This window comes from Streptomyces sp. NPDC089799 (genome assembly GCF_040684755.1).
Taxonomy (GTDB): domain Bacteria; phylum Actinomycetota; class Actinomycetes; order Streptomycetales; family Streptomycetaceae; genus Streptomyces.
On sequence record NZ_JBFBGR010000022.1, the window covers coordinates 52707 to 79631 of the forward strand.

The 26925-nt window shown below is 73.6% G+C and carries 23 protein-coding genes and 1 riboswitch; of the genes, 10 read left to right on the forward strand and 13 right to left on the reverse strand.

Features of this window, described 5'->3' with window-relative positions; genetic code table 11:
• Nucleotides 1-168 precede the first annotated feature (168 nt).
• Nucleotides 169-2100, forward strand: coding sequence for an AAA family ATPase (locus AB0O36_RS23570; RefSeq protein WP_365113690.1), 1932 nt, complete (start codon nt 169-171; stop codon nt 2098-2100).
• 107 nt (nt 2101-2207) lie between these two features.
• On the opposite strand, the gene AB0O36_RS23575 is transcribed toward AB0O36_RS23570, so the two are convergent.
• Together AB0O36_RS23575 and AB0O36_RS23580 are read right to left on the reverse strand one after the other, a co-directional pair.
• Nucleotides 2208-4583 (reverse strand): FtsX-like permease family protein, encoded by a 2376-nt coding sequence (locus AB0O36_RS23575; protein ID WP_365113692.1) that lies wholly within the window; start codon nt 4581-4583, stop codon nt 2208-2210.
• Nucleotides 4580-5284 carry an ABC transporter ATP-binding protein gene (locus AB0O36_RS23580; protein ID WP_365113694.1) on the reverse strand — a complete coding sequence of 235 codons (705 nt, stop codon included), beginning with the start codon at nt 5282-5284 and terminating at the stop codon, nt 4580-4582. The genes AB0O36_RS23575 and AB0O36_RS23580 overlap by 4 nt, the downstream gene beginning before the upstream one ends.
• A 207-nt stretch (nt 5285-5491) precedes the next feature.
• Here AB0O36_RS23580 and AB0O36_RS23585 point away from each other — a divergent pair, with 207 nt between their 5' ends.
• The 3 genes from AB0O36_RS23585 (at nt 5492) to AB0O36_RS23595 (ending at nt 7805) form a co-directional block, all read left to right on the forward strand.
• On the forward strand, nt 5492-6736 hold the full coding sequence (locus AB0O36_RS23585; RefSeq protein ID WP_365113696.1) for a histidine kinase: 1245 nt from the start codon (nt 5492-5494) through the stop codon (nt 6734-6736).
• On the forward strand, nt 6733-7419 hold the full coding sequence (locus AB0O36_RS23590; protein ID WP_365113698.1) for a response regulator transcription factor: 687 nt from the start codon (nt 6733-6735) through the stop codon (nt 7417-7419). Before AB0O36_RS23585 ends, AB0O36_RS23590 begins: the two co-directional genes overlap by 4 nt.
• A 164-nt stretch (nt 7420-7583) precedes the next feature.
• A complete protein-coding gene (locus AB0O36_RS23595) occupies nt 7584-7805 on the forward strand; it encodes a hypothetical protein (protein WP_365113700.1) in 222 nt (73 codons plus the stop codon).
• Nucleotides 7806-7959: 154 nt separating this feature from the next.
• On the opposite strand, the gene AB0O36_RS23600 is transcribed toward AB0O36_RS23595, so the two are convergent.
• The 10 genes from AB0O36_RS23600 to ribD all read right to left on the reverse strand — a co-directional run bounded on the left by AB0O36_RS23600 (nt 7960) and on the right by ribD (nt 16712).
• Nucleotides 7960-9012, reverse strand: coding sequence for a hemolysin family protein (locus tag AB0O36_RS23600; RefSeq protein WP_365113702.1), 1053 nt, complete (start codon nt 9010-9012; stop codon nt 7960-7962).
• Nucleotides 9009-10523, reverse strand: coding sequence for a hemolysin family protein (locus AB0O36_RS23605; protein WP_365113704.1), 1515 nt, complete (start codon nt 10521-10523; stop codon nt 9009-9011). Before AB0O36_RS23605 ends, AB0O36_RS23600 begins: the two co-directional genes overlap by 4 nt.
• Before the next feature lie 271 nt (nt 10524-10794).
• Nucleotides 10795-11268 carry a PH domain-containing protein gene (locus AB0O36_RS23610; protein ID WP_365113706.1) on the reverse strand — a complete coding sequence of 158 codons (474 nt, stop codon included), beginning with the start codon at nt 11266-11268 and terminating at the stop codon, nt 10795-10797.
• The gene (gene hisG / locus AB0O36_RS23615; protein ID WP_365113708.1) at nt 11268-12116 is read right to left on the reverse strand and encodes an ATP phosphoribosyltransferase; all 849 of its coding nucleotides are present in this window, start codon (nt 12114-12116) and stop codon (nt 11268-11270) included. Before hisG ends, AB0O36_RS23610 begins: the two co-directional genes overlap by 1 nt.
• Before the next feature lie 96 nt (nt 12117-12212).
• Nucleotides 12213-12482, reverse strand: a complete 270-nt coding sequence (locus AB0O36_RS23620; protein ID WP_365113710.1) for a phosphoribosyl-ATP diphosphatase — start codon at nt 12480-12482, stop codon at nt 12213-12215.
• 35 nt (nt 12483-12517) lie between these two features.
• The gene (gene ribH / locus AB0O36_RS23625) at nt 12518-13003 is read right to left on the reverse strand and encodes a 6,7-dimethyl-8-ribityllumazine synthase (RefSeq protein WP_365113712.1); all 486 of its coding nucleotides are present in this window, start codon (nt 13001-13003) and stop codon (nt 12518-12520) included.
• 105 nt (nt 13004-13108) lie between these two features.
• Nucleotides 13109-14374 (reverse strand): bifunctional 3,4-dihydroxy-2-butanone-4-phosphate synthase/GTP cyclohydrolase II, encoded by a 1266-nt coding sequence (locus tag AB0O36_RS23630; protein ID WP_365113714.1) that lies wholly within the window; start codon nt 14372-14374, stop codon nt 13109-13111.
• Nucleotides 14371-15024 (reverse strand): nicotinamide mononucleotide transporter family protein, encoded by a 654-nt coding sequence (locus AB0O36_RS23635; protein ID WP_365113716.1) that lies wholly within the window; start codon nt 15022-15024, stop codon nt 14371-14373. Before AB0O36_RS23635 ends, AB0O36_RS23630 begins: the two co-directional genes overlap by 4 nt.
• The gene (locus AB0O36_RS23640; RefSeq protein WP_365113718.1) at nt 15021-15644 is read right to left on the reverse strand and encodes a riboflavin synthase; all 624 of its coding nucleotides are present in this window, start codon (nt 15642-15644) and stop codon (nt 15021-15023) included. The genes AB0O36_RS23635 and AB0O36_RS23640 overlap by 4 nt, the downstream gene beginning before the upstream one ends.
• Nucleotides 15645-16712 carry a bifunctional diaminohydroxyphosphoribosylaminopyrimidine deaminase/5-amino-6-(5-phosphoribosylamino)uracil reductase RibD gene (gene ribD, locus AB0O36_RS23645; RefSeq protein ID WP_365113841.1) on the reverse strand — a complete coding sequence of 356 codons (1068 nt, stop codon included), beginning with the start codon at nt 16710-16712 and terminating at the stop codon, nt 15645-15647.
• Nucleotides 16713-17031: 319 nt separating this feature from the next.
• Nucleotides 17032-17161, reverse strand: a riboswitch (FMN riboswitch).
• Between the two features lie 502 nt (nt 17162-17663).
• Here ribD and AB0O36_RS23650 point away from each other — a divergent pair.
• The 3 genes from AB0O36_RS23650 to AB0O36_RS23660 all read left to right on the forward strand — a co-directional run bounded on the left by AB0O36_RS23650 (nt 17664) and on the right by AB0O36_RS23660 (nt 21815).
• Entirely contained in the window at nt 17664-20021 is a 2358-nt protein-coding gene (locus AB0O36_RS23650) for a chitinase C-terminal domain-containing protein (RefSeq protein WP_365113720.1), read from the forward strand.
• An 80-nt stretch (nt 20022-20101) separates the two neighbouring features.
• Entirely contained in the window at nt 20102-21016 is a 915-nt protein-coding gene (locus AB0O36_RS23655) for an RNA polymerase sigma-70 factor (RefSeq protein ID WP_365113843.1), read from the forward strand.
• Between the two features lie 37 nt (nt 21017-21053).
• A complete protein-coding gene (locus AB0O36_RS23660; RefSeq protein WP_365113722.1) occupies nt 21054-21815 on the forward strand; it encodes an NAD(P)H-binding protein in 762 nt (253 codons plus the stop codon).
• 182 nt (nt 21816-21997) lie between these two features.
• Here the strand turns inward: AB0O36_RS23660 and AB0O36_RS23665 are convergent, their stop codons facing one another.
• Entirely contained in the window at nt 21998-23185 is a 1188-nt protein-coding gene (locus tag AB0O36_RS23665; RefSeq protein WP_365113724.1) for an ROK family transcriptional regulator, read from the reverse strand.
• A gap of 64 nt (nt 23186-23249) precedes the next feature.
• Between AB0O36_RS23665 and AB0O36_RS23670 the strand changes: the two genes are divergently transcribed.
• From AB0O36_RS23670 to AB0O36_RS23680, 3 genes are all read left to right on the forward strand, one after another.
• Complete coding sequence (locus tag AB0O36_RS23670; RefSeq protein WP_365113726.1) at nt 23250-24503, forward strand: MFS transporter; 1254 nt, start codon at nt 23250-23252, stop codon at nt 24501-24503.
• Between the two features lie 121 nt (nt 24504-24624).
• Nucleotides 24625-26019: a solute carrier family 23 protein gene (locus AB0O36_RS23675; protein ID WP_365113728.1), complete on the forward strand. Its 1395-nt coding sequence runs from the start codon at nt 24625-24627 to the stop codon at nt 26017-26019.
• Nucleotides 26020-26118: 99 nt separating this feature from the next.
• Nucleotides 26119-26811 carry a DUF5995 family protein gene (locus AB0O36_RS23680; RefSeq protein WP_365113730.1) on the forward strand — a complete coding sequence of 231 codons (693 nt, stop codon included), beginning with the start codon at nt 26119-26121 and terminating at the stop codon, nt 26809-26811.
• Nucleotides 26812-26925 lie beyond the last annotated feature (114 nt).

Sequence of the window (26925 nt, forward strand, 5' to 3'; positions counted from 1 at the left end):
GCGTCACCACGCTCCCCGTACGGCCCGGTCGATCAGTGCGCGCAGTGCACTGCGTAAGGCCGACGCCCGCAGGTACGATGCGACCCTGAATTCATCCACGCCGGAGCAACTCGCTTGTACGAGGCGGTCGTTCCCGCGTGCCACGGGGGCAGGCTTGTGGGGGACGTGATGGACTTCGGCACGCAGGGCAGCGGCCGCGCGCACGCCCCGGCCGAACTCGCCTGGCTGCGAGGGGTGGACGCCTGCACGATGGGCGCCTACCCGCAGGCCGAGGACGAGTTCCGGACGGCCGTACGGATCGATCCCGCGATGGCGGACGCCTGGCTGGGACTGCACGCGCTGCGGGCGGACACCACCAACGCGCTGCTGCGGATGTACACCCACCGGGACCGGTTCGGGGAGCAGCGGGCCCGCCACCGGCGGACCCTGAACTCCTGGTACTGGCTGGGCTGGTGGGTGCAGCCGGTGCTGGAGAGCCGGCGCGATCTGCTGCTGGCGCACGCCTCGCACTGGCTGGACGGCCGTCATGTGCCGGAGCTGGACCAGGCGTTGGCGGAACTGCCGCCGGTGGACACCGATCCCCAGGTCCGGTTCCTGCACGCCTGCCGGGCGTATCTGGTCAAGGACTGGGAGCAGTTGGTCCGGCACACCGAGCCGCTGGTGGACGATCCGCTGCTGGGCATCGAGGCCGGCCTGTTCGGCGGGATGGCCCGGGTGCGGCTGGAGATGTACGGGCAGGCGGAGCCGATGCTGTCCACGGCGCTGATGCGGTGCCGCAGCGAGCAGCCGCAGCGCAAGGAGTTGCGCTACTGGCTGGCGCGTGCGCACGAGGGTACGGGGCGCAGCGCGGCCGCGCTGCCGCTGTACCGGGCCGTGCACCGGGTGGATCCGGCGTTCATGGACACGGCGGCCCGGCTGACGGCGATCGCCGAGTCCGACGGGCTGGAGGGGTACGACCTGTCCCCGGTCGGGGGTGACTTCGCGGCGGTGTCGCTGGGCGGCGGGGCTGCCCTGGACGGCCCCTCGGCCGATCCCGACGCCCTGCTGGGCGGGGAGCCGCTCGAACCCCGGTACCCGGGCGCGGGCCCGGCCGGATCCGGCGGTGCGGTCGTGCCGCCGCCGGCCCCGGGCCGGCCGGACGGCGTACGGCGGAAGGCTCCGGTGCCGCCGCAGCCCGTGCCGGCGGGGCTGCCGGCCGGTCCGCCGGATCCGGAGCTGCTGGCGCAGGCACTGGGCGAGCTGGAGCGGATGGTGGGCCTGGAGCCGGTGAAGCGGCAGGTGAAGGCGCTGTCGGCGCAGCTGCACATGGCCCGGCTGCGGGCCGGGCAGGGGTTACCCGTGCAGCCCCCGAAGCGGCATTTCGTGTTCTCCGGGCCTTCGGGGACGGGCAAGACCACCGTGGCGCGGATCCTGGGCCGGGTGTTCTACGCGCTGGGGCTGCTGGGCGGGGACCATCTGGTGGAGGCCCAGCGGGCGGACCTCGTGGGCGAGTTCCTGGGGCAGACGGCGGTCAAGGCGAACGAGCTGATCGACTCGGCGATCGGCGGGGTGCTGTTCGTGGACGAGGCGTACAGCCTGTCGAACTCGGGCTACAGCAAGGGCGACGCGTACGGGGACGAGGCGCTGCAGGTCCTGCTGAAGCGGGCGGAGGACAACCGGGACCACCTGGTGGTGATCCTGGCGGGGTACCCGGCGGGGATGGACCGGCTGCTCGCGGCCAACCCCGGGCTGTCCTCGCGCTTCACCACCCGGGTGGACTTCCCCAGCTACCGTCCGGCGGAGCTGACCTCGATCGGCGGGGTGCTGGCCGGGGCGAACGGCGACGGCTGGGACGAGGAGGCGCTGGAGGAACTCCGGAGCATCAGCGCCCACGTGGTGGAACAGGGCTGGATCGACGAGCTGGGCAACGGCCGGTTCCTGCGCACGCTGTACGAGAAGAGCTGCGCGTACCGGGACCTGCGGCTGGCCGGCTGTCCCGGGACGCCGTCCCGGGAGGACCTGGCGACGCTGCGGCTGCCGGACCTGATGCAGGCGTACGGCGAGGTCCTGTCGGGGCGGGGGCCGGCGGACCGCGACCGCCCGGAGCAGCCTCCGCTCTAGGCCGCCCTGGCTCCGCCGGGGGACCCCCCGGCGGAGCCAGGGGAGGACCGCCGTCGCCGTGCGGCACGACCGCCCACACGGCGGCAGGGGCCGGCTCGGCGTCCGGGTCACTCCGCGCGCAGGGCTCGGGCGGAGGGAGTTCGGGCGGCCCAGGTCGCCGGGAGAAGGGCGCCCGCCAGGGCGATCAGAACGCCCGCCGGGGCCAGCAGGGCGAGCAGGGCGGGGGCGTACACGTCGATGTCCGCGGGCGGGATCGTGGTGCCGACCGCGCGGCCCATGGCGGGCATCACCCGGCCGTGCAGGGCCACCCCCAGCGGTACGCCGATCGCGCCCGCGGCCAGCCCGGTGACGGTCACGGCGGTGAGGACCTGGGTGACGGTCTGCCGTGGTGTCATGCCCAGGGCCTTGAACACCCCGATGTCGCGGACTCGGTCACGAGTGTCCAGCACCACCGTGTTGAGCACGCCCAGGCCGGCCACCGTGACCAGCATCAGGGTGAGCATGCCGGTGAGCGCCTGCATCGCCCGGATCACGCTGGACTTGCCGCCCTCGGTGGCCGCCGCGTGGGCGCCGAGCGGCTCCAGGGCCGGATTCAGTGCGGCGGCGTAACCGGCCGGGTCCGTGCCGGAGGTGAGCCGCACGCTGAAGTCACTCGGCAGGAAGCGGGCGTTCAGCGCGGCCACGGAGGACAGGCCGGTCCGCAGGGTCATGCCCTTGTCACCGAGGTCGAAGATCTCGCCGACGATCGTCAGCCGGACGGTGCGCCCCTGTTCGGACAGGGTGACCGTGTCGCCCACCCGGACACCGGCGGCCCGCAGGAAACGGGTGGGGGCCACCGCCTCGCCGCGTTCGCCGAACCAGCGGCCGGAGACCATGGTGTGCGGGGCGCCCGAGGCGTCCCCCTCGTAGACGACCAGGTGAGCGCTGCCCGTGAGGCCCGCCACCGCCACCCGGGTGGTGGCGGTCCGGTAGGAGGAAGCCGTGTCCGGGCGGGCCGCGATCGCCGCGGCCACCGCCGCCGGGTCGGCGGGCTCGCGGCGGAGGCCTGCCCCGTCCGGACCCTGCCCCGGCCGGGGCAGGGTGCGTACGGTGACGTGCCCGCCGCGGTCCGGGTCGCCGTCGGTCCTGACGGCAACCAGCGTGCTGCCCAGGCCCACCGCGAAGGTCACCGCCAGCGCTCCGAAAGCGACCGCCGCCGCCGTGGTCGCCGAACGGGCCGGACGGGCGAACGGGTCGGCCAGGCCGAGGCTGACCGGACGCGGCACGGGCAGTCGGCCCAGCAGGACCCGTATCCGGTGTCCGCGTGCGCTCCCGGCGGCCCGGCCGGCCATGCCGATCACCTGCGCGGTGGGCATCCGGGCGGCCCGGAGCGCCGGTCCGAAGGCCGTGGCGGCCACCAGCGCCAAGGCGCCCGCGGGCACCGCCAGGTCCACCCAGACGGGGATCAGCACCGCGGCCGTCCCGTACGCCTCGGCGACCTCGGCCATCAGGGGCACGGCGAACAGGTTGCCCAGGAGCGCGCCGAGTACGGCGCCCGCCGAAGCCGGCACCAGTGCCTGGGCGACGTACGCGCGGCCCACCTGTGCCGGGGTGAAGCCGAGGGACTTGAGGATGCCGATCCTGCGGGTCGCGGCGCCCACGGCGCCGCTGACCACGAGGCCGGTCACGAGGACGGACATGGCCAGGCCCAGCAGGGCGAAGGCGGTGACGAAGGGGATGAAGGCCGCGGTGTCCTCCTGGGCGGCCTGCCGGACGTCGAGGTGGGACTGGATGCCGTCGACCGCCCGTTCCGGCAGGGCGGCGGCGATGCGGTCGCGGGCGGCGGTCACCTGTGCCGCGGTCGTGGCCTCGGTGAGCCGGTAGAGCATCTGCCGGTCGGGGTGTCCGCCGGCCAGGGCGGTCAGCTGGCCGGGGACGACCCAGGCGTCGGCACTGCGTCCCACCGAGCCGGCGATGCCGACCACCGTGAGGGTGGTGCCGCCGGTGGTCAGGCGGGTACCGGGCCCGGTCCCGGGCTGCCGGGAGGCCGCCTCCACGACGATTTCGCCGGGGGCGACGGCCCAACGCCCATCCACCAGGCCGACCCGGTCCACCGGGCCTTCGGCCGCGGTACGCCCGGCCACCGTCAGCGGGGGCGGTTCGAAGCCGGGCGGTGTCGTGAGTGAAGTGGTGAAGCGTGCCGAGACCACGGGGAACGGTCCCGACGCGGCCTGGACTCCGGGCAGCCGGGATGTGGCCTCCAGCTGGGCCGCCGTGGTCGCCGTGCCGTCGAACCGTACGGTCAGGTGCGCGCCGTTCTGCCGGGCGAAGGCCCGGTCGAAGGGCGCGGCGGAGACCACCAGCAGGCCGAGGGCCAGCACCGAGGAGGCCACCGAGAACAGCACCGTCAGGACGATCACCGCGGTCTGGACGCGCCGCCGTCCGACGCCGGCCCGCACCACCCGCCCCAGCGCGCCGTACGGGCGCGGTTCCGGCCCGCTCACCGGGTCACCGCCGGCACGTCCCGGGCGATGCGCCCGTCGACGAGTTCCACGGTGCGGGTCGCGCAGGACCCGGCCAGCGTCAGGTCGTGGGTGACCAGGAGGATGGTCTGCCCGTCCGCGTTCAGCTCGCGCAGCAGGTCACGGACGCCCGCGCCGGAGGCGCTGTCCAGGGCGCCGGTCGGCTCGTCGGCGATGAGCAGCGGCGGACGGTTCATCAGGGCGCGGGCCACCGCGACGCGTTGGCGTTCGCCGCCGGAGAGGCTGCCAGGACGGTTCCGCGCGTGGCGTTCGATGCCGAGGCGGGCGAGGAGTTCGCCGGCCCGGGCCGTGGCCCGGGCCCGGGGCGTGCCGGACAGCTGGGCGGGCAGCAGGACGTTCTCCATGACGGTGAGATCGTCGAGCAGATTGAAGAACTGGAAGACCATCCCGATGCGGGAGCGGCGGTACGTGGCGGACGCGGTCTCGTTCAGCCGGTCCACGCGCACCCCGTCGACGGTGACGCTGCCCGAGGTCGGCCGGTCGAGTCCGGCGATCAGGTTGAGGAGGGTCGACTTGCCGCTCCCGGAGGGGCCCAGCACGGCGAGCGCCTCTCCCGCCCGGACCCGCAGGGTCAGTCCGGCCAGCGCGTGCGGGCCCTCGCCGTAAGCCTTGGTGACGTCGTGCACGTCGATGAGCGGGTCGTCGTTCCGGGGGTCGGTCACAGGTCCTCCACGGTCATGGGGTCGGGGTGTTCTTCGGCCCCGACGCTAGGAGCGGCCGTGCGGGATCCGCGTCGGCCCCGGTGGGGACAATCCGTACCGTGTCCTACGGAGGGCCGCGGGCGTCATCCGCTCGGCGTAGTCGCCGGGTGCGGGGCACTGCTCCCTGCGGCTGATCCACTGCCGGCCGGTCGCGGGCACACTGATCCGATGAGCCGAAGAGAGGCAGTCCTGCGATGGGCCGCCGACGCGTTGATCGCCGTGGCCCTCGCGGTGTGGACGGTGATCGCCGACCTCAACCGGTCGTACGTCGACGCCCACCCGCCGCCGTACGAGCTCCCGTCACCGGGCCCCGGACGACTCGGTCCGCCCCCTGTCGAGTGGCCGCCCGGGCCGGCCGTCGTGCACGTCCTGCCTCCCGTGGAGCCCTGGGAGCTGGCGGTCGCCGTCCTGACCGCGCTGCCGCTGGTGCTGCGCCGCCGCTTCCCGCTCGGCGTCCTCTGGGCGGTGACGGCCGCGACGCTGCTGCTGCACCGGGGTTCCGCCTCGGACGATGCCACGGCCTGTACCTTCGCCGCCGTTCTGATCGCGGGGTACAGCGCGGCGGTGCACAGCCCGCACCGCAAGGCCGTCGCGGTCTCGCTGCTCGCCGGGGTGGCACTGTACGCGGCCTTCCCCCTGGCCCCCGAGGTGGACCAGGGGTTGGTGCCGGTGCTCGTGCTGCTCCCGGTGACCCTCGCCGCTCACAGCCTGCACAGCTGGCGGCAGCGGGCGCGGAGGCTGGAGGAGGAGCAACGGGAGGCGCTGCGGCGGGCCGTGGACCAGGAGCGGTCGCGGATCGCACGGGAGCTCCACGACGTGGTCACCCACAACGTGAGCATGATGACGATCCAGGCGGGGGCGGCGCGCAAGGTCCTGGACACGGCACCCGGGCAGGCGCGGGAGGCGATGATGGCGGTCGAGTCGGCCGGCCGGTCGGCGATGTCGGAGCTGCGCCACGTGATGGGCCTGCTCACCATGGCGGCCGGCGGCCCCGACCCGGCCGCCGGGGCGGACCTGGCTCCGCAGCCGGGGCTGGACCGGCTGGAGGAGCTCGCCGACCGGGTGCGGGGCACCGGCGTTCCGGTCGGGCTGAAGGTGCGGGGCGCCCCGGTGGGACTGCCCGCCGGGGTGGACCTGGCGGCCTACCGGGTGGTGCAGGAGGGGCTGACGAACACGGTGAAGCATGCCGAGGGGGCGAGTGTGTCGGTGTCGGTGGAGTACGCGCCCGGAGAGCTGCGGGTGGAGGTCACGGACGACGGCGGCCGGCCGCGGGCACCCCGCGGCGGGGGCACGGGGCACGGTCTGGCCGGGCTGCGGGAACGGCTCGCGGTGTACGGCGGTTCGCTGGACGCGGGCGGGCGCCCCGGTGGGGGCTTCCGGCTCCGCGCGGTGATTCCGGTGGAGGAGCCGTGACCGGGGCACCCCGAGTGGTGATCGTCGACGACCAGGCGCTGGTACGCACCGGGTTCCGCATGATCCTCACGGCCGACGGCATCGAGGTGGTCGGGGAGGCTCCCGACGGCGACGCCGCGGTGGACACGGTCCGGCGCACCCTGCCGGACGTGGTCCTGATGGACGTTCGGATGCCCGGCACCGACGGACTGGAGGCCACGCGCCGCATCCTGCGGGATGGCGGACCGGCGCCCCGGATCATCATCCTCACCACCTACGACCTGGACCGGTACGTGTACGCCGCCCTGACCGCGGGCGCCAGCGGGTTCCTCCTGAAGGACGTGACCCCCGAGCACCTGGCCGCCGCCGTCCGCCTGGTCCGCTCCGGGGACGCCCTGCTGGCCCCGGCCATCACCCGGCGGCTGGTGGAGCGCTTCGCCTCCGCCGACGACCGGACGGTGTCCCTCCACCGTGATCTGTCGGCCCTCACCCCGCGCGAGCTGGAGGTGCTGGAAGCCCTCGCACGGGGCCTGAGCAATGCCGAGCTGGCCGACCGCCTCCATCTCGGCGAGGCCACGGTCAAGACGCACGTCGCCCGGATCCTGGCCAAGCTCGGGCTCCGCGACCGGGCCCAGGCGGTGATCGCCGCCTACGAGACGGGCCTGATCACCCCGGCCGGCCGCGGGAACGGCGCCCCGGCCTGATGCCCGGTCACGCGGCCGTGGCGGCCACCGCGGGTGTCGGGCGTTGGGCCGTACGGACGTCCGGGGGGTGTCCTCGTGCGGGGTCGGTGGAAGGGAGGAGGCGACGTCGCGGCGTGCCCCCACCCGGGCCGGCCCGCACCGCTCCCCCAGCAGGAGGCAGACCCATGGACACCGACCCCGTGACGCGGTTCCTCCACGCGTTGAGCCCGGCCAGCCGGGAGGAGGCCGAGGGGCTGTCGCGCGAGGAGCTGGCGGAGATGGCCGAGGCGTGGGAGGGCTACCTCCGGAACGACACCAGCCTGCTGACCGTGGACGAGATCGATCCGCCCATGTCGGAGCACGAGGCCGCCGAGCACGTCGTACGGGACCGCTCCGGCGGCGCGTGACCGCGGGAGGGTGATCCGCCGGGCGTGACCTCAGGAGGGTGATCCGCCGGCGGGCGTGCCCCCGGGAGGGTCGCCCGCCGGACCGGTCGGCCCCGCGGGGTGTTCCCGCGGGGCCGGCCCGACGTCTCCGGGAGCGTTGCGGCCCGCCGCCGTGCTACGGGCGGGCGGCCGGGACGCGGTGGACGCGGTGGGACGGGTCGCGGACCTCGCCGACCAGGGTTTCCAGGACGTCCTCCAGGGCGACCAGGCCCAGGACCCGGCCGGTCTGGTCGGCGACCTGCGCCAGATGGGTGGCGGAGCGGCGCATCACGGTCAGCGCGTCGTCCAGCGGCAGGGTCGCCGACAGGGTGGGCATGCGCCGCCAGATCCGCTGCGGCACGGCCCGTTCCCGTTCCTCCAGGTCGAGGATGTCCTTGACGTGGACGTAGCCCATGAAGGCGCCGGTGTGGGAGCGGACCGGGAAGCGGGAGTAGCCGGTGCGGACGGTGAGCTGCTCGATCTGCCGGGGCGTGGCCGACGGGCCGACCGTGACCAGGCGGTCGCGGGCCAGCAGGACGTCGGTGACCGGGCGGCTGCCCAGTTCCAGGGCGTCCTCCAGCCGCTGCTGCTCGTCCGGTTCCAGCAGTCCGGCCTGGCGGGAGTCCTCCACCAGCCGGCCCAGCTGGGAGCTGTCGTAGACGGCCTCCACCTCGTCCTTGGGTTCCACGCCGAACAGGCGGAGCACGAAGTGCGCGCAGGCGCCCAGGGCGGCGGTGACCGGCCCGCAGACGCGGGCGAAGGCGACCAGGCCGGGGCTGAACCAGAGCGCGGTGCGCTCGGGCGCGGCCATGGCGAGGTTCTTGGGGACCATCTCGCCGATGACCAGGTGGAGGAAGACCACCGCGGCGAGCGCGACGGCGTAGCCGAGGGGGTGGACGAGGCCGTGCGGGACGTGCGCGGCGTGGAAGACCGGTTCCAGCAGGCGGGCCACCGTAGGTTCGGCGACCGCGCCCAGGGTGAGGGAGCAGATGGTGATGCCGAACTGGGCGGCGGCCATCATCCGGGGCAGGTTCTCCAGGCCGTGCAGCACCTGGCGGGCCCGCTTGGAGGTCGCGGCGAGCGGTTCGATCTGGCTGCGGCGGACCGACACCAGGGCGAACTCGGCACCGACGAAGAACCCGTTGGCGAGGACGAGGACCAGGGCGAAGACGAGTTGCAGCGCGTTCACCGGCCGACCGCCCCTGCTCCGGCGGTGCGGTCCGCGGCGGGACGGTCCGGGGCGGGGCCGCCCGGGACCAGGGCGGGCGTCCGGTCCGGCTCGGCGACGGCGCTGACGCCGAAGGCGGCCGGAGCCACGATCGGTCCGGTGCCGTACCCGGACAACGTGCCGGACCCGGTGCCGGCCGGGGTACCGGGGCCGGGGATCGGCGCCGGCAGGAGGCGGACCAGCCGGACCCGTTCGGCCCGGTTGCGTCCGACCCGGCGGACCGAGAGCCGCCAGCCGGGCAGTTCCGCACGGTCTCCCGGGGCCGGGATGCGGCCCAGCAGGTCCGCGACCAGTCCGGCCACGGTCTCGTACGGGCCTTCGGGCACCTCCAGGCCTATCCGGCGCAGGGTGTGCACGCGGCAGCTGCCGTCCGCCTCCCAGGAGGGCTTGCCGTCCTCGGCGGGTACGGGCGCCAGCTCGGGCCCGGCCTCGGTGTGGTCGTGCTCGTCGCGGACCTCGCCGACGAGTTCCTCGACGATGTCCTCCAGGGTCACCACCCCGGCGGTGCCGCCGTATTCGTCGACGACCACGGCCATCGGCTGCTCGCTGCGGAGCAGTTCCAGCAGCGGCTGCACGGGCAGGGTGCCCGGGACCAGCAGCGGCGGTACGGAGATCAGGGCGACGCCGGTCCGGGCGCGCTCCGGTTCCCGCACGGCGAGCGCGTCCTTGAGGTGGACCACGCCGGTGATCTCGTCGATCCGGTCGCGGTAGACGGGGAAGCGGGAGAGCCCGGTGGCGCGGGTGAGGTTGACCACGTCGGCCGCGGTGGCGGTGGACTGGAGGGCGCTGACCTTCACCCTGGGGGTCATCACGTGCTGCGCGGTGAGCTCGCCGAGCGAGAGGGTACGGACGAACAGGTCCGCGGTGTCCTGTTCGAGGGCGCCGGCCTGGGCCGAATGGCGGACCAGGGAGACCAGCTCGCCGGGGGTGCGGGCGGAGGCCAGCTCCTCGGCCGGTTCGACGCCGAGTGCCCGGACGAGCCGGTTGGCGACGGAGTTCAGGCCGGCGATGACCGGCCGGAAGAGACGGGAGAAGACCTGCTGCGGGCCGGCCACGAACCGGGCGACCTGGAGCGGCCGGGAGACCGCCCAGTTCTTCGGGACGAGTTCGCCGACCACCATCTGTACGGCGGAGGCCAGCAGCATGCCTATGACCACGGCGATGCCGGGGACGGCCCCGCGGGGCAGGCCGGTGGCGGCGATCGGGCCGGACAGCAGCGCCGCGAGGGCCGGCTGGGCCAGCATGCCGACCACCAGGGAGGTGATCGTGATGCCGAGCTGGGTGCCGGAGAGCTGGAAGGACAGCTCGCGGAGGGCCTCGACGACGGTACGGGCGCGCCGGTCGCCTTCGGCGGCGGCGCGTTCGGCCTCCGGCTTCTCCACGGTGACCAGGCCGAATTCGGCAGCCACGAAGAAGCCGTTGGCGAGGATGAGGACGAAGGCCGCCCCGAGCAGGAGTAGCGGGATGGTCATGATGCCGCCGCCTCCTCCGGGGAGAGGGCGGCGCGGGTACTACCGGACGATCCGTCCATTGCTGGAGGGAGTCACTCCTCGAGTCGCAGGTGCCCACGGGCCTGGTCGGAACCGGGGCCGGTGGCAGGGCGCGCTCGTGCGCCCCGCCACCAGAGTAGTCAGTGAGATCGTCCCCGCAATGGGGACGCCCGCCGTGTGCCCCGGCGTCACCCGGTGCGTCGGGGGGCGGCGGCGGTGCGTCGGCGGGCGGCGGCGGTGTGCCGGCTGCGGGTCAGCCCTCGTGCGCGCCCGTGCCGCGGGTCTCGGCGAGGCCGCGCAGGGCCCGGGCGTCGGTGATGGCCTGCTGCCTGGCGATGCCGGGCTGGATGCCGAGGACGGGCAGGCTGGTGCCGTCGCTGAGGTCGAGGAACACCCAGGGGTCGCCCGGCCGGAGGTTGACCCGGAGGATCTGCGCCCAGGCCAGGCGGCGCCTGGTGGTCAGGTTCACCACCGTCACGCCCTCGTCGTCGGCGACCACCTTGGGCCGGGACAGCAGCACCAGGACGGAGGTGAGCAGCGCCGCCGTGAAGACGAAGCTGATCCGCTCCCCGGCGGAGAGCCGTTCCAGGAGCAGCGCGATCGCCGTGATGGTGGCGAACATCGCCGCTCCTGTGGTGAGCAGGACGATCCGGGTGCGGGTGGGCCGGAAGGTGACGGGGAGGGCCGGCAGGTCGGTGCCCGTGCCCGTGCTCGTGTGCGCGGCCATCAGAGGCGGCAGGCGTGGATCGAGGTGGTCAGGATCGCGCGGGCGCCGAGCTCGTACAGGTCGTCCATGATCCGCTGGGCGTCCTTGGCGGGGACCATCGCTCGGACGGCGACCCAGCCCTCGTTGTGCAGCGGGGAGACGGTCGGCGACTCCAGGCCGGGAGTGAGGGCGACGGCGCGCTCCAGGTGCTCGGCGCGGCAGTCGTAGTCCATCATCACGTACGAGCGGGCCACCAGGACGCCCTGGAGGCGGCGCAGGAACTGCTGGACCTGCGGGTGGTCGGCGTCGGCGCCGTTGCGCCGGATGACGACGGCCTCGGACTTCAGGATCGGCTCGCCGATGACCTGCAGGCCGGCGTTGCGCAGGCTGGTGCCGGTCTCGACCACGTCCGCGATGATCTCGGCGACGCCGAGCTGGATGGCCGTCTCGACGGCTCCGTCGAGGTGGACGACGGAGGCGTCGATGCCCTGGTCCGCGAGGTGCTTGGCGACGATGCCCTCGTAGGAGGTGGCGATCGTCATGCCGTGGAAGTCCTGCGGGCCCTTGGCGGTGCCGGGGCGGGTGGCGTAGCGGAAGGTGGAGCGGCCGAAGTTCAGCGGGAGGATCTCCTCCGCGTTGGCTCCGGAGTCCAGCAGCAGGTCGCGACCGGTGATGCCGATGTCGAGCTTGCCGGACGCGACGTAGATCGCGATGTCCTTGGGGCGCAGGTAGAAGAACTCGACCTCGTTCTCGGGGTCGACGGTGACGAGTTCCTTGGACTCCTTGCGCTGCCGGTAACCGGCCTCATGGAGCATCTCCGACGCAGGTCCGGAGAGTGAACCCTTGTTGGGGACGGCGATGCGCAGCATGAGGACGGTTCCTTTGTTCGCGTGAGAGTGGTGCTGTGCGGAGCGGGGGTGAGGGGGTGGCCGGCGGCTGGGCCGGCCGGAGGTGCTCGTACCGGATCAGAGGTACTTGTAGACGTCGTCCAGGGAGATCTCGCGCGCGACCATCATCACCTGGACGTGGTACAGCAGCTGCGAGATCTCCTCGGCGGCGGCTTCCTTGCTCTCGTATTCGGCGGCCATCCAGACCTCGGCGGCCTCCTCGACGACCTTCTTGCCGATGGCATGGACGCCCTTGCCGACCAGCTCTGCGGTGCGGGAGGTGCCGGGGTCGCCGTCGGCCTTGGCCCGGAGCTCCGCGAAGAGCTCCTCGAATGTCTTGTTCGCCATGATGGTCCTCAGAATACGGGTTCCCCCGCCGCGACTCAGCGCCAGGGTTCGCTGACCGTCCGCAGGGTCATCGCGGTGGAGACGGCGGCGGTGACCGCTTCGTGCCCCTTGTCCTCGTTCGACCCTTCGAGTCCGGCGCGGTCCAGCGCCTGCTCGTCGTTGTCGCAGGTCAGAACGCCGAAGCCGACGGGGACTCCGGTCTCGACCGACACCTGCACCAGGCCCTGGGTGACGCCCTGGCACACGTAGTCGAAGTGGGGGGTGCCGCCGCGGATGACCACGCCGAGGGCGACGATGGCATCGTAACCGCGACCGGCGAGTACCTTCGCCACCACCGGGAGCTCGAAGCTGCCGGGGACCCGGAGCAGGGTCGGCTCGTCGATGCCGAGCTCGTGCAGGGCGCGCAGGGCGCCGTCCACGAGGCCGTCCATGACCTTCTCGTGCCACTGCGCCGCGATGACCGCGACCCGCAGGTCGCCGCAGTTCTTCACGCTGAGTTCGGGTGCGCCCTTGCCGCTCACTGTTCCTGCTCTCCTCGGTGCTGGTGCTGGTGCTGTGCTGGTGCCGTACTTGGAGCCGGTGCCGGTGCCGGGGCTGCTGTGGTGCCCGGTGTCCGGCGTCCGGTGCTACTGGTTGCCGCAGGCGGAGGTGGTCACCGCCGTGTCCAGCCAGGGCAGGTCGTGCCCCATCCGGTCCCGCTTGGTGCGCAGGTAGCGCAGGTTGTGCTCGCCCGCCGGGGTGGGCATGGCCTCGCGGCCGGTCACCACGATGCCGTGGCCGACCAGGGCGGCGGACTTGTCGGGGTTGTTCGTCATCAGCCGTACGCTGCGGACACCCAGATCGGTGAGCATCTGGGCGCCGGCCCCGTAGTCGCGGGCGTCGGCGGGCAGGCCGAGTTCGAGGTTGGCGTCCAGGGTGTCGCGGCCGCGTTCCTGGAGCTCGTAGGCGCGGAGCTTGGACACCAGTCCGATGCCCCGGCCCTCGTGGCCGCGGAGGTAGACCACGACGCCGCGGCCGGCCTCCCGGATGCGCTCCATGGAGGCGTGCAGCTGGGGCCCGCAGTCGCAGCGCAGGGAGTGGAAGATGTCGCCGGTCAGGCATTCGGAGTGCATGCGGACCAGGACGTCCTCGCCGTCGCCGATCTCGCCGTGGACCAGGGCGACGTGCTCGACGCCGTCCACGGTGGAGCGGTAGCCGAAGGCGGTGTACTCGCCGAAGGAGGTCGGCAGGTTCACCTCGGCCTCGCGGCGCACGGTGGGTTCGGCGGAGCGGCGGTAGGCGACCAGGTCCTCGATGGAGATGATCGTCAGGCCGTGCTTGCGGGCGAACGGGATCAGCTCGGGCAGGCGCAGCATGACGCCGTCCTCGCCGGCGATCTCCACGATGGCGCCGACGGGGCGCAGGCCCGCGAGCCGGGCGAGGTCGACGGCGGCCTCGGTGTGGCCGTTGCGGACCAGGACGCCGCCGGGCTTGGCGCGCAGCGGGAAGATGTGGCCCGGCCGGACGAAGTCGGACGCCTCGGAGGTGCCGTTCGCCAGCAGGCGCAGGGTGGTGGCGCGGTCGGCCGCGGAGATGCCGGTGGAGACGCCGTGTTCGGCGGTGGCGTCCACGGAGACGGTGAAGGCGGTCTTCATCGACTCGGTGTTGTTCTGCACCATCTGCGGGAGCTCCAGGCGCTCCAGCTCCGGGCCCTCCATGGGGGCGCAGATCAGGCCGCGGCACTCGCTCATCATGAACGCGACGATCTCCGGGGTGATCATCTCGGCGGCGACGACCAGGTCGCCCTCGTTCTCCCGGTTCTCGTCGTCCACGACGACGACCGGGCGGCCGGCGGCGATGTCCCGGATGGCCTGCTCGATGGGGTCGAGCACGAAGAACTCGTCGGTGGTCATGCCGTTGCTCCTTCGAGGGCCGGGGCGGTTTGGGTACGGGAACGCAGCCACCAGTCGCGCATGCCCCACAGGACGAGCGCGCCGTAGATCACGTAGACGAAGCCGGAGAAGGCGTAGCCGTTGGCGAAGTTGAGGGGGACGCCGACCAGGTCGACCAGGAGCCAGGCGAACCAGAACTCGACCATGCCGCGGGACTGGGCGTACATGGCGACGATGGTGCCGACGAAGATGTAGGCGTCGGGCCACGGGTCCCAGGACATCCACGGGTAGGCCTTGAACAGCAGGGCGACGGCCACGGTGCCGGCCGCCGCGGCGGCGAGGAGCACCCCGCGCTCGGTCCAGCTCGCGAACCGGACGGCGATGCTGCCGTCCTGGGCCTGCTGCCGGCCGCGGTTCCACTGCCAGAAGCCCAGGGCGGCGACGACCATGACGACGACCTGCTTGCCGGCGCTGCCGGAGAGGTGGCCGGCGGCGAAGGCGGCGAACAGGATGAGCCCGGAGGCGAACTGGGCGGGCCAGGTCCATATGGAGCGGCGCCAGCCCAGGGCGAGGGCGATCAGACCGATCGTGTTGCCGATCATGTCGGACCACTTGATGTGCTGGTCGAAGGCGGTGAACGCCTCGGAGTTCAGCCAGTCGAGGGCGCTCACTTGCCGGCCTCCGCGTCGTCGCCGGCCGCGCCCTTGTCGCCGAGCAGCCGCTCGACGTACTTGGCGAGGACGTCGACCTCCAGGTTGACCGGGTCGCCGCTCTGCTTGATGCCGAGCGTGGTCAGCGCGAGCGTGGTCGGGATGAGGCTGACGGTGAAGTAGTCGGCGGCGGCCTCGACCACGGTGAGGCTGACGCCGTCGACGGTGATGGAGCCCTTCTCGACGACGTACCGCGAAAGGGCGGCGGGCAGCGAGACCTTGACGATCTCCCAGTGCTCGGACGGGGTGCGGGAGAGGATCTCGCCGGTGCCGTCCACGTGGCCCTGGACGAGGTGTCCGCCGAGCCGGCCGCCGAGGGCCATGGGGCGTTCCAGGTTGACCCGGGAGCCCTTGGCGAGCGCGCCGAGGCTGGAGCGGTCGAGGGTCTCGCGCATGACGTCGGCGGTGAACTCGCCGTCGGCGGTCTCCACCACCGTCAGGCAGACGCCGTTGACGGCGATGGAGTCGCCGTGCTTGGCGCCCTCGGTGACGACGGGGCCGCGCAGGCGGAAGCGGGAGGCGTCCGCGAGCTGCTCGACCTCGGTGACCTCACCCAGTTCTTCGACGATTCCGGTGAACACTCAGTGCTCCTTGGGGGCGGTGGTGGGAACGGCGGTGATCCGGAGGTCGGGGCCCATGCGGACGGCCTCCGTGATGTCCAGGCGCAGGGCCCGGGAGATGTTCGTGACTCCGGCGTCGGCGAGGGCGGCGGGGCCCGCGCCGAGGAGTGCCGGGGCGATGTATCCGATGACCCGGTCGACGGCCGCGGCCTCCAGGAAGGCGCCCGCGAGGGCGGGTCCGCCTTCCAGGAGGAGGGAGCGGACGCCCCGGTCGTGGAGCCGGGCGAGCAGGTCGTGCACGTCGATCCGGCCGTCGTACAGCGGCAGCCGGAGCAGGTCCGCGGCGGCCGGCAGGTGCCCGGTCTCGGCGTCCTCGCCCACGACCAGCAGGGTGGGCGCGGCGTCGTCGAGGATGCGGGCGGTAGGGGGCAGGCCGGCCCGGGTGTCGAGCGCGATCCGCAGGGGCTGGGTGGCGCCCTCGACGCCGCGTACGGCCAGGTGCGGGTCGTCCGCGCGGAGGGTGCCGCCGCCGACGAGCACGGCGTCGGCCTCGGCGCGCAGCCGGTGCACGTCGGCGCGGGACTCGGCGGAGGTGATCCAGCGGCTGGAGCCGTCGGCGGCGGCGCTGCGGCCGTCGAGGGTGGCGGCGTACTTCCAGGTGACGTACGGGCGGCCCAGGCGCACGGAGGTCAGCCAGGCGGCGTTGCCGGTCTCGGCCTCGTCGCGGAGGAGCCCGCCGGTGGTCTCGACGCCGGCCGCGCGGAGAGTGGCGGCGCCGCCCGCGGCCTGCGGGTTCGGGTCGGGGACGGCGTAGACGACACGGGCGATGCCGGCATCGGTCAGGGCCTGGGCGCAGGGGCCGGTGCGGCCGGTGTGGTTGCAGGGTTCGAGGGTGACGTAGGCGGTGCCGCCCCGGGCGGCCCCGCCGGCCGCCTGCAGGGCGTGGACCTCGGCGTGCGGGCCGCCGGCCCGCTGGTGCCAGCCTTCGCCGACGACGGTGCCGGCGGGGTCGGTGATGACGCAGCCGACGACGGGGTTGGGGCTGGTGGAGCCGAGGCCGCGGGCCGCGAGCTCGACGGCGCGCCGCATGGCGCGGGCGTCGGCCTCGTATGCGGGGGTCGCGTCGGTAAGCGCTTCGCTACGCGCGTCGGCGTGGAACGCCACCGGGTCCACGGGGTCCACCGGGTCCTCCTGCCTCATCGGGCACGGACTCCGGGGCTGCCGTCGACAGAAGACGACAGAGCAAACGGGACAAGCGCACACGGGACGCCGAGGCCGGATGAGCGGTTCGTTCGTCCGTCCGTGTTTCCGCTTGTCCGCCCCCGTGCCGTGGAACCACGGGTGGGGCGGGGTGATGCGGGTACGGATACGGCGAACCGCCGACGGCGGCGTACCGGTGACTGGCCCGCCGCGCACTGCCTCCCATCCGGACTTTAACCGTCGGTCCAGGAATTTCACCTGGTCAACCGGCCGCTGGCTGCGGACGGGTCGCGGACTATACCGCCGGTTCGGAATTACACCGACCCCGGAGTGCGCTGCTACTGGTACTCCTGCCAGTGTGCCATGGCCGATCGACGGCCATGCGGGTGAAGTGGTGTGGCCTGGCTCACAACGTCGCACTGCCGTGCGGGCTCGGCGCCCGCGCTGCGGGGCCCGCCCTCGCGAAGCCGGGCGGCCGTACGGCGCCGCCGCGCGGACGAGGCCCGGCGGCCGTACGCCGCGGCCGCGCGTGTCGGCCGTCACCTCGGCCGGGCGGGGCGTCGCTGCCGCACGGCGCCGCCGTGTGCACCGGCTGTCACCCCGGCCGGGGCGGAGCCCCGCGCGACGCGTGTGCGCGGCGCGGCGGAGGCGCGCGCACGCGCTGCGGCGGGAGCGCCGTATCGGCTTTGGTCCAGACCTATTGACGGGGTGGTCTAGTCCTCTTAATGTCTGCTTCACATTCCCAGGGAGACAGCCCGTCAGATGTGCGCACATCACGGGCAATTCGCGTTACCCCGAGCACGCCGTGTCCTGCCACACCTCCCCTCCCCAGGAGGCACGATGCCGTCCCCCTCCCCCACACGCACCAGAGCGATGCTGCTCGCATCCGGCGCGGCGATCGCCGGACTGCTGGTCGGCGGCCTCTCGGCCGGCGTCTCGCACGCCGCCGAGCACGAGTCCTGTCGCCCGGACGGGCTGTACAAGACCCCCGGCGTCGACGTGCCGTACTGCTCGGTCTACGACACCGAGGGCCGCGAGAAGATGGGCGCCGACCACCAGCGGCGCGTCATCGGCTACTTCACCGGCTGGCGCACCGGGAAGAACGGCCAGCCCGCCTATCTGGTCAACAACATCCCGTGGGACAAGGTCACCCACATCAACTACGCGTTCGCGCACGTCAGCGGAGACAACAAGATCTCCGTGGGTGCCGACGGCCCGGCCAACGAGGCCACCGGGATGACCTGGCCGGGCGTGGCCGGCGCCGAGATGGACCCCGCGCTCCCCTACAAGGGCCACTTCAACCTGCTCAACAAGTTCAAGAAGCAGCATCCGGACGTGAAGACCCTCATCTCCGTGGGCGGCTGGGCCGAGACCGGCGGCTACTTCGGCCCCGACGGCAAGCGCGTCGCCTCCGGCGGCTTCTACTCCATGGCCACCAACGCGGACGGCTCCGTCAACCAGGCCGGCATCGACACCTTCGCCGACTCCGCCGTCGCCTTCATCAAGAAGTACGGCTTCAACGGCGTCGACATCGACTACGAGTACCCGACCACCATGAAGGACGCGGGCAACCCGCTGGACTGGCAGCTCGCCAACGCCCGCCGCGCCGGACTGGTCAAGGGCTACGACGCCCTGATGAAGTCCCTGCGCCGGAAGCTGGACACGGCCGGCGCCGCCGACGGCAGGCACTACATGCTGACCGTCGCCGCCCCCTCCTCCGGCTACCTGCTGCGCGGCATGGAGACGTTCCAGATGCAGCAGTACCTGGACTACGTCAACATCATGTCCTACGACCTGCACGGCGCCTGGAACGAGTACGTCGGCCCGAACGCCTCCCTCTTCGACGACGGCAAGGACGCCGAGCTGGCCGCCGCCGGGGTCTACGGCTCCCAGCAGTACGGCGGCATCGGCTACCTCAACACCGACTGGGCGTACCACTACTTCCGCGGTTCCATGCCGGCCGGCCGGATCAACATCGGCCTGCCGTACTACACCCGCGGCCACAAGAACGTGCAGGGCGGCACCGACGGCCTGTGGGGCAAGGCGGCGGCGACGAGCTGCCCGGCCGGGTCCGGCCTGGCCAAGTGCGGTGACGGCGCGGTCGGCATCGACAACCTGTGGCACGACAAGGACGACAACGGCAACGAGTCCCCGGCGGGCTCGAACCCGATGTGGCACGCCAAGAACCTGGAGAAGGGGATCGTCGGCGACTACGTCTCCCAGTACGGCTTCCCCGCGAACACCACGCTGACCGGCACCTACGCCCGCAAGTACGACCCGACCCTGGTCGCGCCGTGGCTGTGGAACGCGCAGAAGAAGGTCTTCCTCTCCACCGAGGACGAGCAGTCGGTGGCCGCCAAGGCCGACTACGTGGTCGACCGCGGCATCGGCGGCACCATGGTGTGGGAGATGGCGGGCGACTACGCCTGGAACGCCGCCAAGGGCCAGTACGAGATGGGCTCCACGCTCACCTCGCTGATGTACGACAAGTTCAGGGCGGCCTCGCCGTACGGGGCGAAGAAGGCCGGCGCGACCGCCCTGCCGGCGCAGGCGGTCGACATCAAGACGGAGTTCACCGACTTCAAGCTCGGCGACTCGAACTACCCGATCACCCCGAAGATCAAGATCACCAACAACACGAAGACCGCACTGCCGGGCGGCACCGAGTTCCAGTTCGACTACTCGACCTCGGCCCCGAACAACGCCTCCGACCAGTCCGGCTTCGGCACGAAGGTGATCAGCAGCGGTCACACCGGGAACAACGTGGGCGGGCTGAAGGGCGACTTCCACCGGGTCTCGCTGAAGCTCCCGGCCTGGCAGTCGCTGGCCCCCGGCACCTCGGTCGACCTGGCGTTCAACTACTACCTGCCGGTGTCCACCCCCTCCAACTGGACGGTGAACATCTCCGGTACGACGTACGCCCTGGCCGGCGACCTGGCGCGGGGCACCACGGTCGGCGAGCCGGGCGGCGGCAGCACCCCGCCCACCACGCCTCCGACCACCCCGCCCACCACTCCCCCGACCACCCCGCCGGGCGGCACCTGCACCGGCCCGGCGTACGTGGCGGGCCAGACCTACACGGGCGGCACCGTGGTCTCGCACAAGGGACACCACTGGAAGGCCCAGTGGTGGACGCAGAACGAGGAGCCCGGCACCACCGGTGAATGGGGAGTCTGGAAGGACCAGGGAGCCTGCTGAGTCCGGGCGGTGATCAGGTGACCTGAGGGGAGGGCCCGGCGGCCGGTGGCCGCCGGGCCCTCTGCCATGCTCCGGCCGTGATGAATCCACCGATCAACACCCGTGATACGACTGCCGTGTTCGAGGAGCAGCGGGGCCGGATGTTCGGCATCGCCTACCGGATGCTGGGCTCCGCCACCGAGGCCGAGGACATGGTCCAGGATGCCTGGCTGCGCTGGGACGCGGACGACCGGGACGACGTGGTCCACCCGGGCGCCTGGCTGGCCAGGACGGTCACCCGGCTCTGCCTGAACCACCTCGACTCGGCCCGGGTCCGCCGCGAGCAGTACACCGGCCCGTGGCTGCCGGAGCCCGTGTTCACCGGCGACGGTGCGCTGGGCCCCCTGGAGTCCGCCGAGCAGCGGGAAGGGGTGTCGCTCGCCCTGCTGGTGCTGCTGGAGCAGCTCACCCCGACCGAGCGCGCGGTGTACGTGCTGCGGGAGGCGTTCGGGTACGGCCACCGGGAGATCGCGGAGCTGCTGGAGCTCTCGGAGGCCAACTGCCGTCAGCTGTACCGGCGGGCCGCCGGGCGGGTGGCCGCGCCCCGGCCGCGCTTCCGGCCCGACCCGGAGGAGTGGCAGAGCCTGATGTCCGGTTTCATGGCGGCCGCGCAGCAGGGGGACCTGGCCGGGCTGGAGCGGCTGCTCGCCGCGGACGTGGTGTTCGTGTCGGACGGCGGTGGCGTGGTCAGCGCGGCGCGGAAGCCCGTGCTGGGCCGGGAGAACGTGGCGCGGCTGGTCCTGGGGCTGATGGACCGGTCCGTCGGACGGGTCCCGGTCGGCGTGGTCGAGGTCAACGGGTTGCTCGCGCTGTGCTTCGAGAACACCGCGGTGGTGCAGTTCGAATTCGAGAACGGCCTGGTCACCGGGGTGCGGAGCATCCTGAACCCGGAGAAGCTGAAGTTCTTCCGGGAGCAGCTGTCACGTTCCGGGGGGCCGTCCGGTCCAGGCAGGTGACCGTACGGGCACACGGAAGACGGAAAGCAGGCACACCATGACCACCATCGTCGTCACCGGAGGCACCGGCACCCTCGGCAGGCCGCTCGTACGGCTGCTGCGGGATGCGGGCCACGAGGTCCGGGTGCTGAGCAGGAGCTCGGCCGAGTACCCCGTGGACCTGGCCGAAGGTACCGGCCTGGACGCGGCGCTGGCGGGCGCCGAGGTGGTGGTGCACTGCGCGAGCAGTCCCAGGGGCGGGGACGGGAAGGCGGCCGCCCGGCTGGTCGCGGCGGCCCGGACGGCGGGGGTCCGGCACCTGGTGTACATCTCGATCGTGGGGGTGGACCGGGTGCCGCTGCCGTACTACAAGGCGAAGTACGGGGTCGAGCGGCTGGTGGAGGAGTCGGGGCTGGGCTGGACCGTGCTGCGCGCCACCCAGTTCCACGACCTGGTGCTGGGGTACTTCCGGGCGGTGGGGAAGCTGCCGGTGCTGCTGGTTCCGGCGGGGGTGTCGGACCAGCCGGTCGAGGTGGAGGAGGTCGCCGCCCGGCTGGCGGAGCTGGCGGTCGCCCCGCCGGCCGGGCGGGTGGCGGACATGGGCGGTCCGGAGACGCGCCTCGTGGCGGACCTGGCCCGTGTCTACCTGCGGGCCGCGGGGCGGCGCCGGCCGGTGCTGGGGGTACGGCTGCCGGGGAAGACCTTCGCGGCGTTCCGCCGGGGCGGCCATCTCGCCCCGGCGCACGCGGTCGGCACGGTCCGCTTCACGGAGTTCCTGGACCGGCAGGGCATCCGCGCGGCGACCGGGCACCGGGCCTGACCGGTCGCCCGAGCACCCGCCGGCCGGGCGACCCGACGATCGGGCGACCGGGCGGGTGATGAGCGGGCGGACGTATGGCCCGGCCCGCCGGACCGGCACGGGGGTCCGGCCCGGCGGGCCCGGCTGCCACCCGCCCCCGCCGTCAGCCGCCGCCGGCCGGGCGGCGTGCCGCGCCCGGTCCGTCACGCCCCTCGCGGCTCCCCCGGGCGGGGTGGGGCCGGCGGGGCGAAGAGGACCTGTTGGGCGGCTTCGCGGGCGGCCAGGCGGCCGCCGGAGAGGACGGCCGCGCCGCCGAGGGAGGAGGCGCGGACGGAGGTGGGGACGGGGGTGAGGGCGGCGAGGCGGGCGGCGACCCGGTCGGCGAGGCCGGAGCCGCCGGCCAGGCCGAGTTCGCCGCCCAGGATGACGCAGCCCGGGTCGACCACGGCGGCCACGGCGGCCGCGCCGAGGGCGAGCCGTTCCGCGAGCGCGTCGAGGAAGGCCGGGCCGGCCGCGCCCGCGACCGCCTCCTCCGGGCTGCCGGCGAAGCCGTGTCCGGCCGCGAGCCCGGCCACGGCGGCCCGGCCCGCCAGGGCGTGGAAACCACCCCCGCAGTCCGTGGCGGAGGGCAGGCCGGCCGTCCCCGGCACCGGCAGGAAGCCGATCTCGCCGGCGCCCCCGGAGGCACCCCGGCGCAGTCGGCCGTCCAGGACCACGGCCGCGCCGACGCCGGCGCCCAGCCACAGCAGCACGAAGGAGTCCAGGTCGCGGGCGGCGCCCAGGCGCTGCTCGGCCAGGGCCGCCAGGTTGGTCTCGTTCTCCACCAGCACCCGGGCGGGCAGTTCGCGCTGGAGCAGGGCGACCAGGTCCCGGTGCCAGGAGGGCAGTCCGGTGCTGTCGCGGAGTTCTCCGGTGTCGGGGGCGACCAGGCCGGGTGCGCCGATCATCACGGTGTGCAGGGCGTCGGCCCCGGCCTCCCGGGTGGCGCGGCGCAGCGCCGTGACCGCGTCGGCGGGTGCCGCCACCGGGAGCGCGGTGCGGGCGAGCGGGTTGCCGAGCAGGTCGGTGACCACGGCGGTGACGCTGTCCGTGCGGACGTCGAGGGCTGCGAGGTGGGCGCGGCGGGCGACGATCCCGTAGAGCTTGGCGTTGGGTCCGCGGCGCTGTGCGCCGGACTCCCCCACGACCTCGATCAGCCCGGCGCCGGTGAGGCGTTCGACGAGGTCGGCGACGGAGGGGCGGGACAGGCCGGTCCTGGTCTTGAGCTGGCCGGCCGTCAGGGGGCCCTCGTCCTGGAGGAGGTTCAGGGCCAGCCGGTCGTTGATCACCCGGGCGGTGCTCGGGGACGCGGGGGCGGCGGCGGGGGTGGCAGGGGGGCGGGCAGCAGTCACTCGCTCATCCTAAGGAGCCGGAAATCAAGTTTTATCAGGCAGGCTTCCTGATAGTTTAGCGCGCATGACGCCAACGACCGGGGAACCGACGACCGGAAAACCCGCGACCGGGGAAACCGACCTCTCGCCGCGGCGGCTGCGCCGCGCCCGCCGCTCCGTGGCCGCCGTCTTCTGCGTGCACGGCGCGGTCACCGGCAGCCTGGCCACCCGCATCCCGTGGATCCAGGAGCACACCGGGCTGGGTGCCGGCGGCCTGGGCCTGGCCCTGGCCTTCCCCGCGCTCGGCGCCGCGCTCGCGATGCCGCTCGCCGGGCGGGTCAACCACCGGCTCGGCGCCCGCACGGCACTGCGCGTGCTGCTGGTGCTGTGGACCCTGTCGCTGGCGCTGCCCAGCCTGGCCCCGGGACTGCTCGCGCTCTGCGCGGCCCTGCTGGTCTACGGCGCCACCGCCGGAATGTCCGACGTGGCGATGAACGCGCTGGGCGTGGAGACCGAGAACCGGCTGGGCCGTTCGATCATGTCCTCGCTGCACGGCATGTGGAGCGTGGGCGCGCTGCTCGGCTCCGCGGCCGGCACCCTCGCCGCGCACGCCGGCACCGATGCCCGGGTGCACCACCTGGTCGCCGCCCTGGTGCTGACGGCGGCCGGGCTGGTCGCCGTACGCGGGGTGCTGGACCTGCGCAGCCCGCCGGACGAGGAGGCGCCGCCGCACTTCGCGCTGCCGCCGAAATCGGCCCTGCTGATCGGGGCGGTGGGCTTCTGCGCGGTGTTCGCCGAGGGGGCGAGCCTGGACTGGTCCGCGGTCTACCTGCGGGACGTACTGGACACGGACGCGGGCCTGGCGGCCGCGTCGACCACGGCCTTCGCGCTGACCATGGCGGTGGCGCGGCTGGCCGGGGACCGGGTGGTGGACCGGTTCGGCGCGGTGCGCACGGTCCGGGCGGGCGGGGTGCTGGCCGCCGCCGGCGGGCTGCTGGTGGTGCTCGTACGGCATCCCGCGGGTGCTCTGGCCGGGTTCGGGCTGCTGGGGCTGGGCATCGCGGTGGTGGTCCCGCTGGCGTTCGCGGCGGCGGGGCGCAGCGGTCCGGCTCCGGCGCAGGCGATCGCCGGGGTCGCGACGATCACGTACACGGCGGGGCTGATCGCGCCGTCGGCGATCGGGGCGGTGGCCGATGCGAGTTCGCTGGTGGTGTCCTTCGGCCTGGTGACGGTGCTGGCGTTCGCGCTGGTGCCCGGGGCGGCGGTGCTGCGCCCGCGGAAGGGCGCTCCGGGCACCACGTCCGCGGAACGGGACGAACCGTCAGCAATCCGGCCGTGAAAGTCGGTTGCCCGGCCGTAAACTGACCGCCGGCGCGGCCGTGACCGTGCCGCCGCCGAAGCGGACGATCCTTCCCACCCACTCACCCACCGGCCGGCGAAACGGCGGAACGGAGCAGCACATGGGCCTCGGCGTGCGCTGGACCCTGCACGGCGACGGGCGCACCCCCGCCCCCGGAGCCGTGGTCCGGCCCGACGAGCGGCTGTCGTGGCCGCGCACCGCCGGGCTCGGCGCCCAGCACGTGGTGGCCATGTTCGGCGCGAGTTTCGTCGCGCCGGTCCTGATGGGCCTGGACCCCAACCTGGCCATCATGATGTCCGGTATCGCGACGATGGTGTTCCTGCTCGCCACGCGCGGCACGATCCCCTCCTACCTGGGCTGTTCGCTGTCCTTCGTGGGGGTCGCGGCCGCGATCCGGGCGAGCGGCGGGGACAGCGCGGTGGTGACCGGCGCGGTGTTCACGGTGGGTGTGGCGCTGTTCCTGGCCGGGCTGGCGGTGCAGCGGTTCGGGGCCCGGATCATCCACGCGGCGATGCCGCCGGTGGTCACCGGCGCGGTGGTGATGCTGATCGGCTTCAACCTGGCGCCGGTGACGGCCTCGACGTACTGGCCGCAGGACCAGTGGACGGCGCTGCTGGTGATGCTGTTCACCGGGCTGGCGGTGGTCTGCCTGCGGGGTTTCTGGTCGAGGATCGCGATCTTCCTCGGGCTGCTCTTCGGGTACGCCGTCTCCTGGCTCTTCGACCGCGTCTTCGGGAAGATCCACTCCCCCGCGGGCGGCCCGGAGGCGGTGGACCACTGGCGGCTGGACCTGTCGGGGGTGGGCACGGCGGACTGGATCGGGCTCCCCTCCCTCCACACCCCGGTCTTCGAGTGGTCGGCGGTCCTGGTCGCGCTGCCCGTGGTCATCGCGCTGGTCGCGGAGAACGCCGGGCACGTGAAGGCGGTCGGGGAGATGACCGGGGACGCCCTGGACGACCGGCTGGGCACGGCGATCGCGGCGGACGGCGCGGCCTCGATGCTGTCCACGGCCGTGGGAGGCCCGCCGAACACGACGTACTCCGAGAACATCGGGGTCATGGCGGCCACCCGCGTCTACTCGACGGCCGCGTACTGGGCGGCCGCCTGCTTCGCGCTGCTCTTCGGCCTGTGCCCGAAGTTCGGTGCGGTGGTGGCGGCGATCCCCGGCGGGGTGCTCGGCGGCATCACCGTCATCCTCTACGGGATGATCGGCCTGCTCGGCGCCCAGATCTGGATCAGCGGCCGGGTGGACCTGCGCAATCCGCTGAACCTGGTGCCGGCCGCGGCGGGCATCATCATCGGCGTGGGCAACGTCAGCCTGGAGTTCACCGCGAACTTCCAGCTGAGCGGCATCGCGCTCGGCACGATCGTGGTCATCACCGGCTACCACGCCCTGCGCTTCCTCGCCCCGGCGCACCTCAGGGTGCAGGAGCCGCTGCTGGATTCGGGCACCTCGGCCTACGACGAGGAGGACGGCCCGGACACGCGCGGCTGACACCGCCGGAGGGAAGGCTTCCGGCTCTCCTTCGCCCGAACCGGGGAAGCCCGCGGCCAAGTCACCCCGCTCGCGGGCGGCGGCTGGGAACCTGCACGCATGGAAGCGGTACTCGCGCGGATGCGCGACCTGGACCGGCGGCTGCCCCCGCACGACGGCGTGGCGGTGTTCAACCGGGTCTATCTGACGGTCACCGAGACCCTGCACGGCCGGATCGAGGGCGGGGCCTTCCCCGACCCCCGCCGCGCCGGGGACCTCACCGTGCGGTTCGCCCGGCGCTACCTCTCGGCGGTGGAGTCCGCGGCCGAGGGCCGCCGGAGCCCCGCCTGCTGGCGTCCGCTGTTCCAGTACCGCCGGCATCCCGGCATCCGGCCCCTGCAGTACGCGCTGGCCGGGATCAACGCGCACATCGGCCATGACCTGGCCCTGGCGGTGGTCGCCAGCTGCCGGGCCCAGGACTGCTCCCCCGGCGCGCTGGAGGGCGACTTCGACCGGGTCGGCGACACCCTGGTCGCCCTGGAGGAGCGCATCCGCGAGGACCTGATGCCCGGTCCGGACCTGCTGGAGGTCGCGGACCCGGTCACCCACCTGATCGGCTCGTGGAGCCTGCAGCGGGCCCGCGACGGCGCCTGGGCGGCGGCCCGGCTGCTGTGGACCCTGCGCCGGTCCCCCGACCTGGCCGGGGAGTTCACCGAGTCCCTGGACGCCGGCGTCGGCCTGGTGGGCCGCTGCCTGCTGACCCCCCTGCCCGTCCCCCACCCGCGTCCGTCCTGCCGGACGGCCCTGGCCTGACGGGCGCGACCGGCTGCGGGGCGGGCACGGGTGGACTCCACTGCCCGGGGCCGGGTACGTGAAAACGGGCCGCCACCGCGCTCAGGGGAGTGGCGCGGTGACGACCCGGGTTCG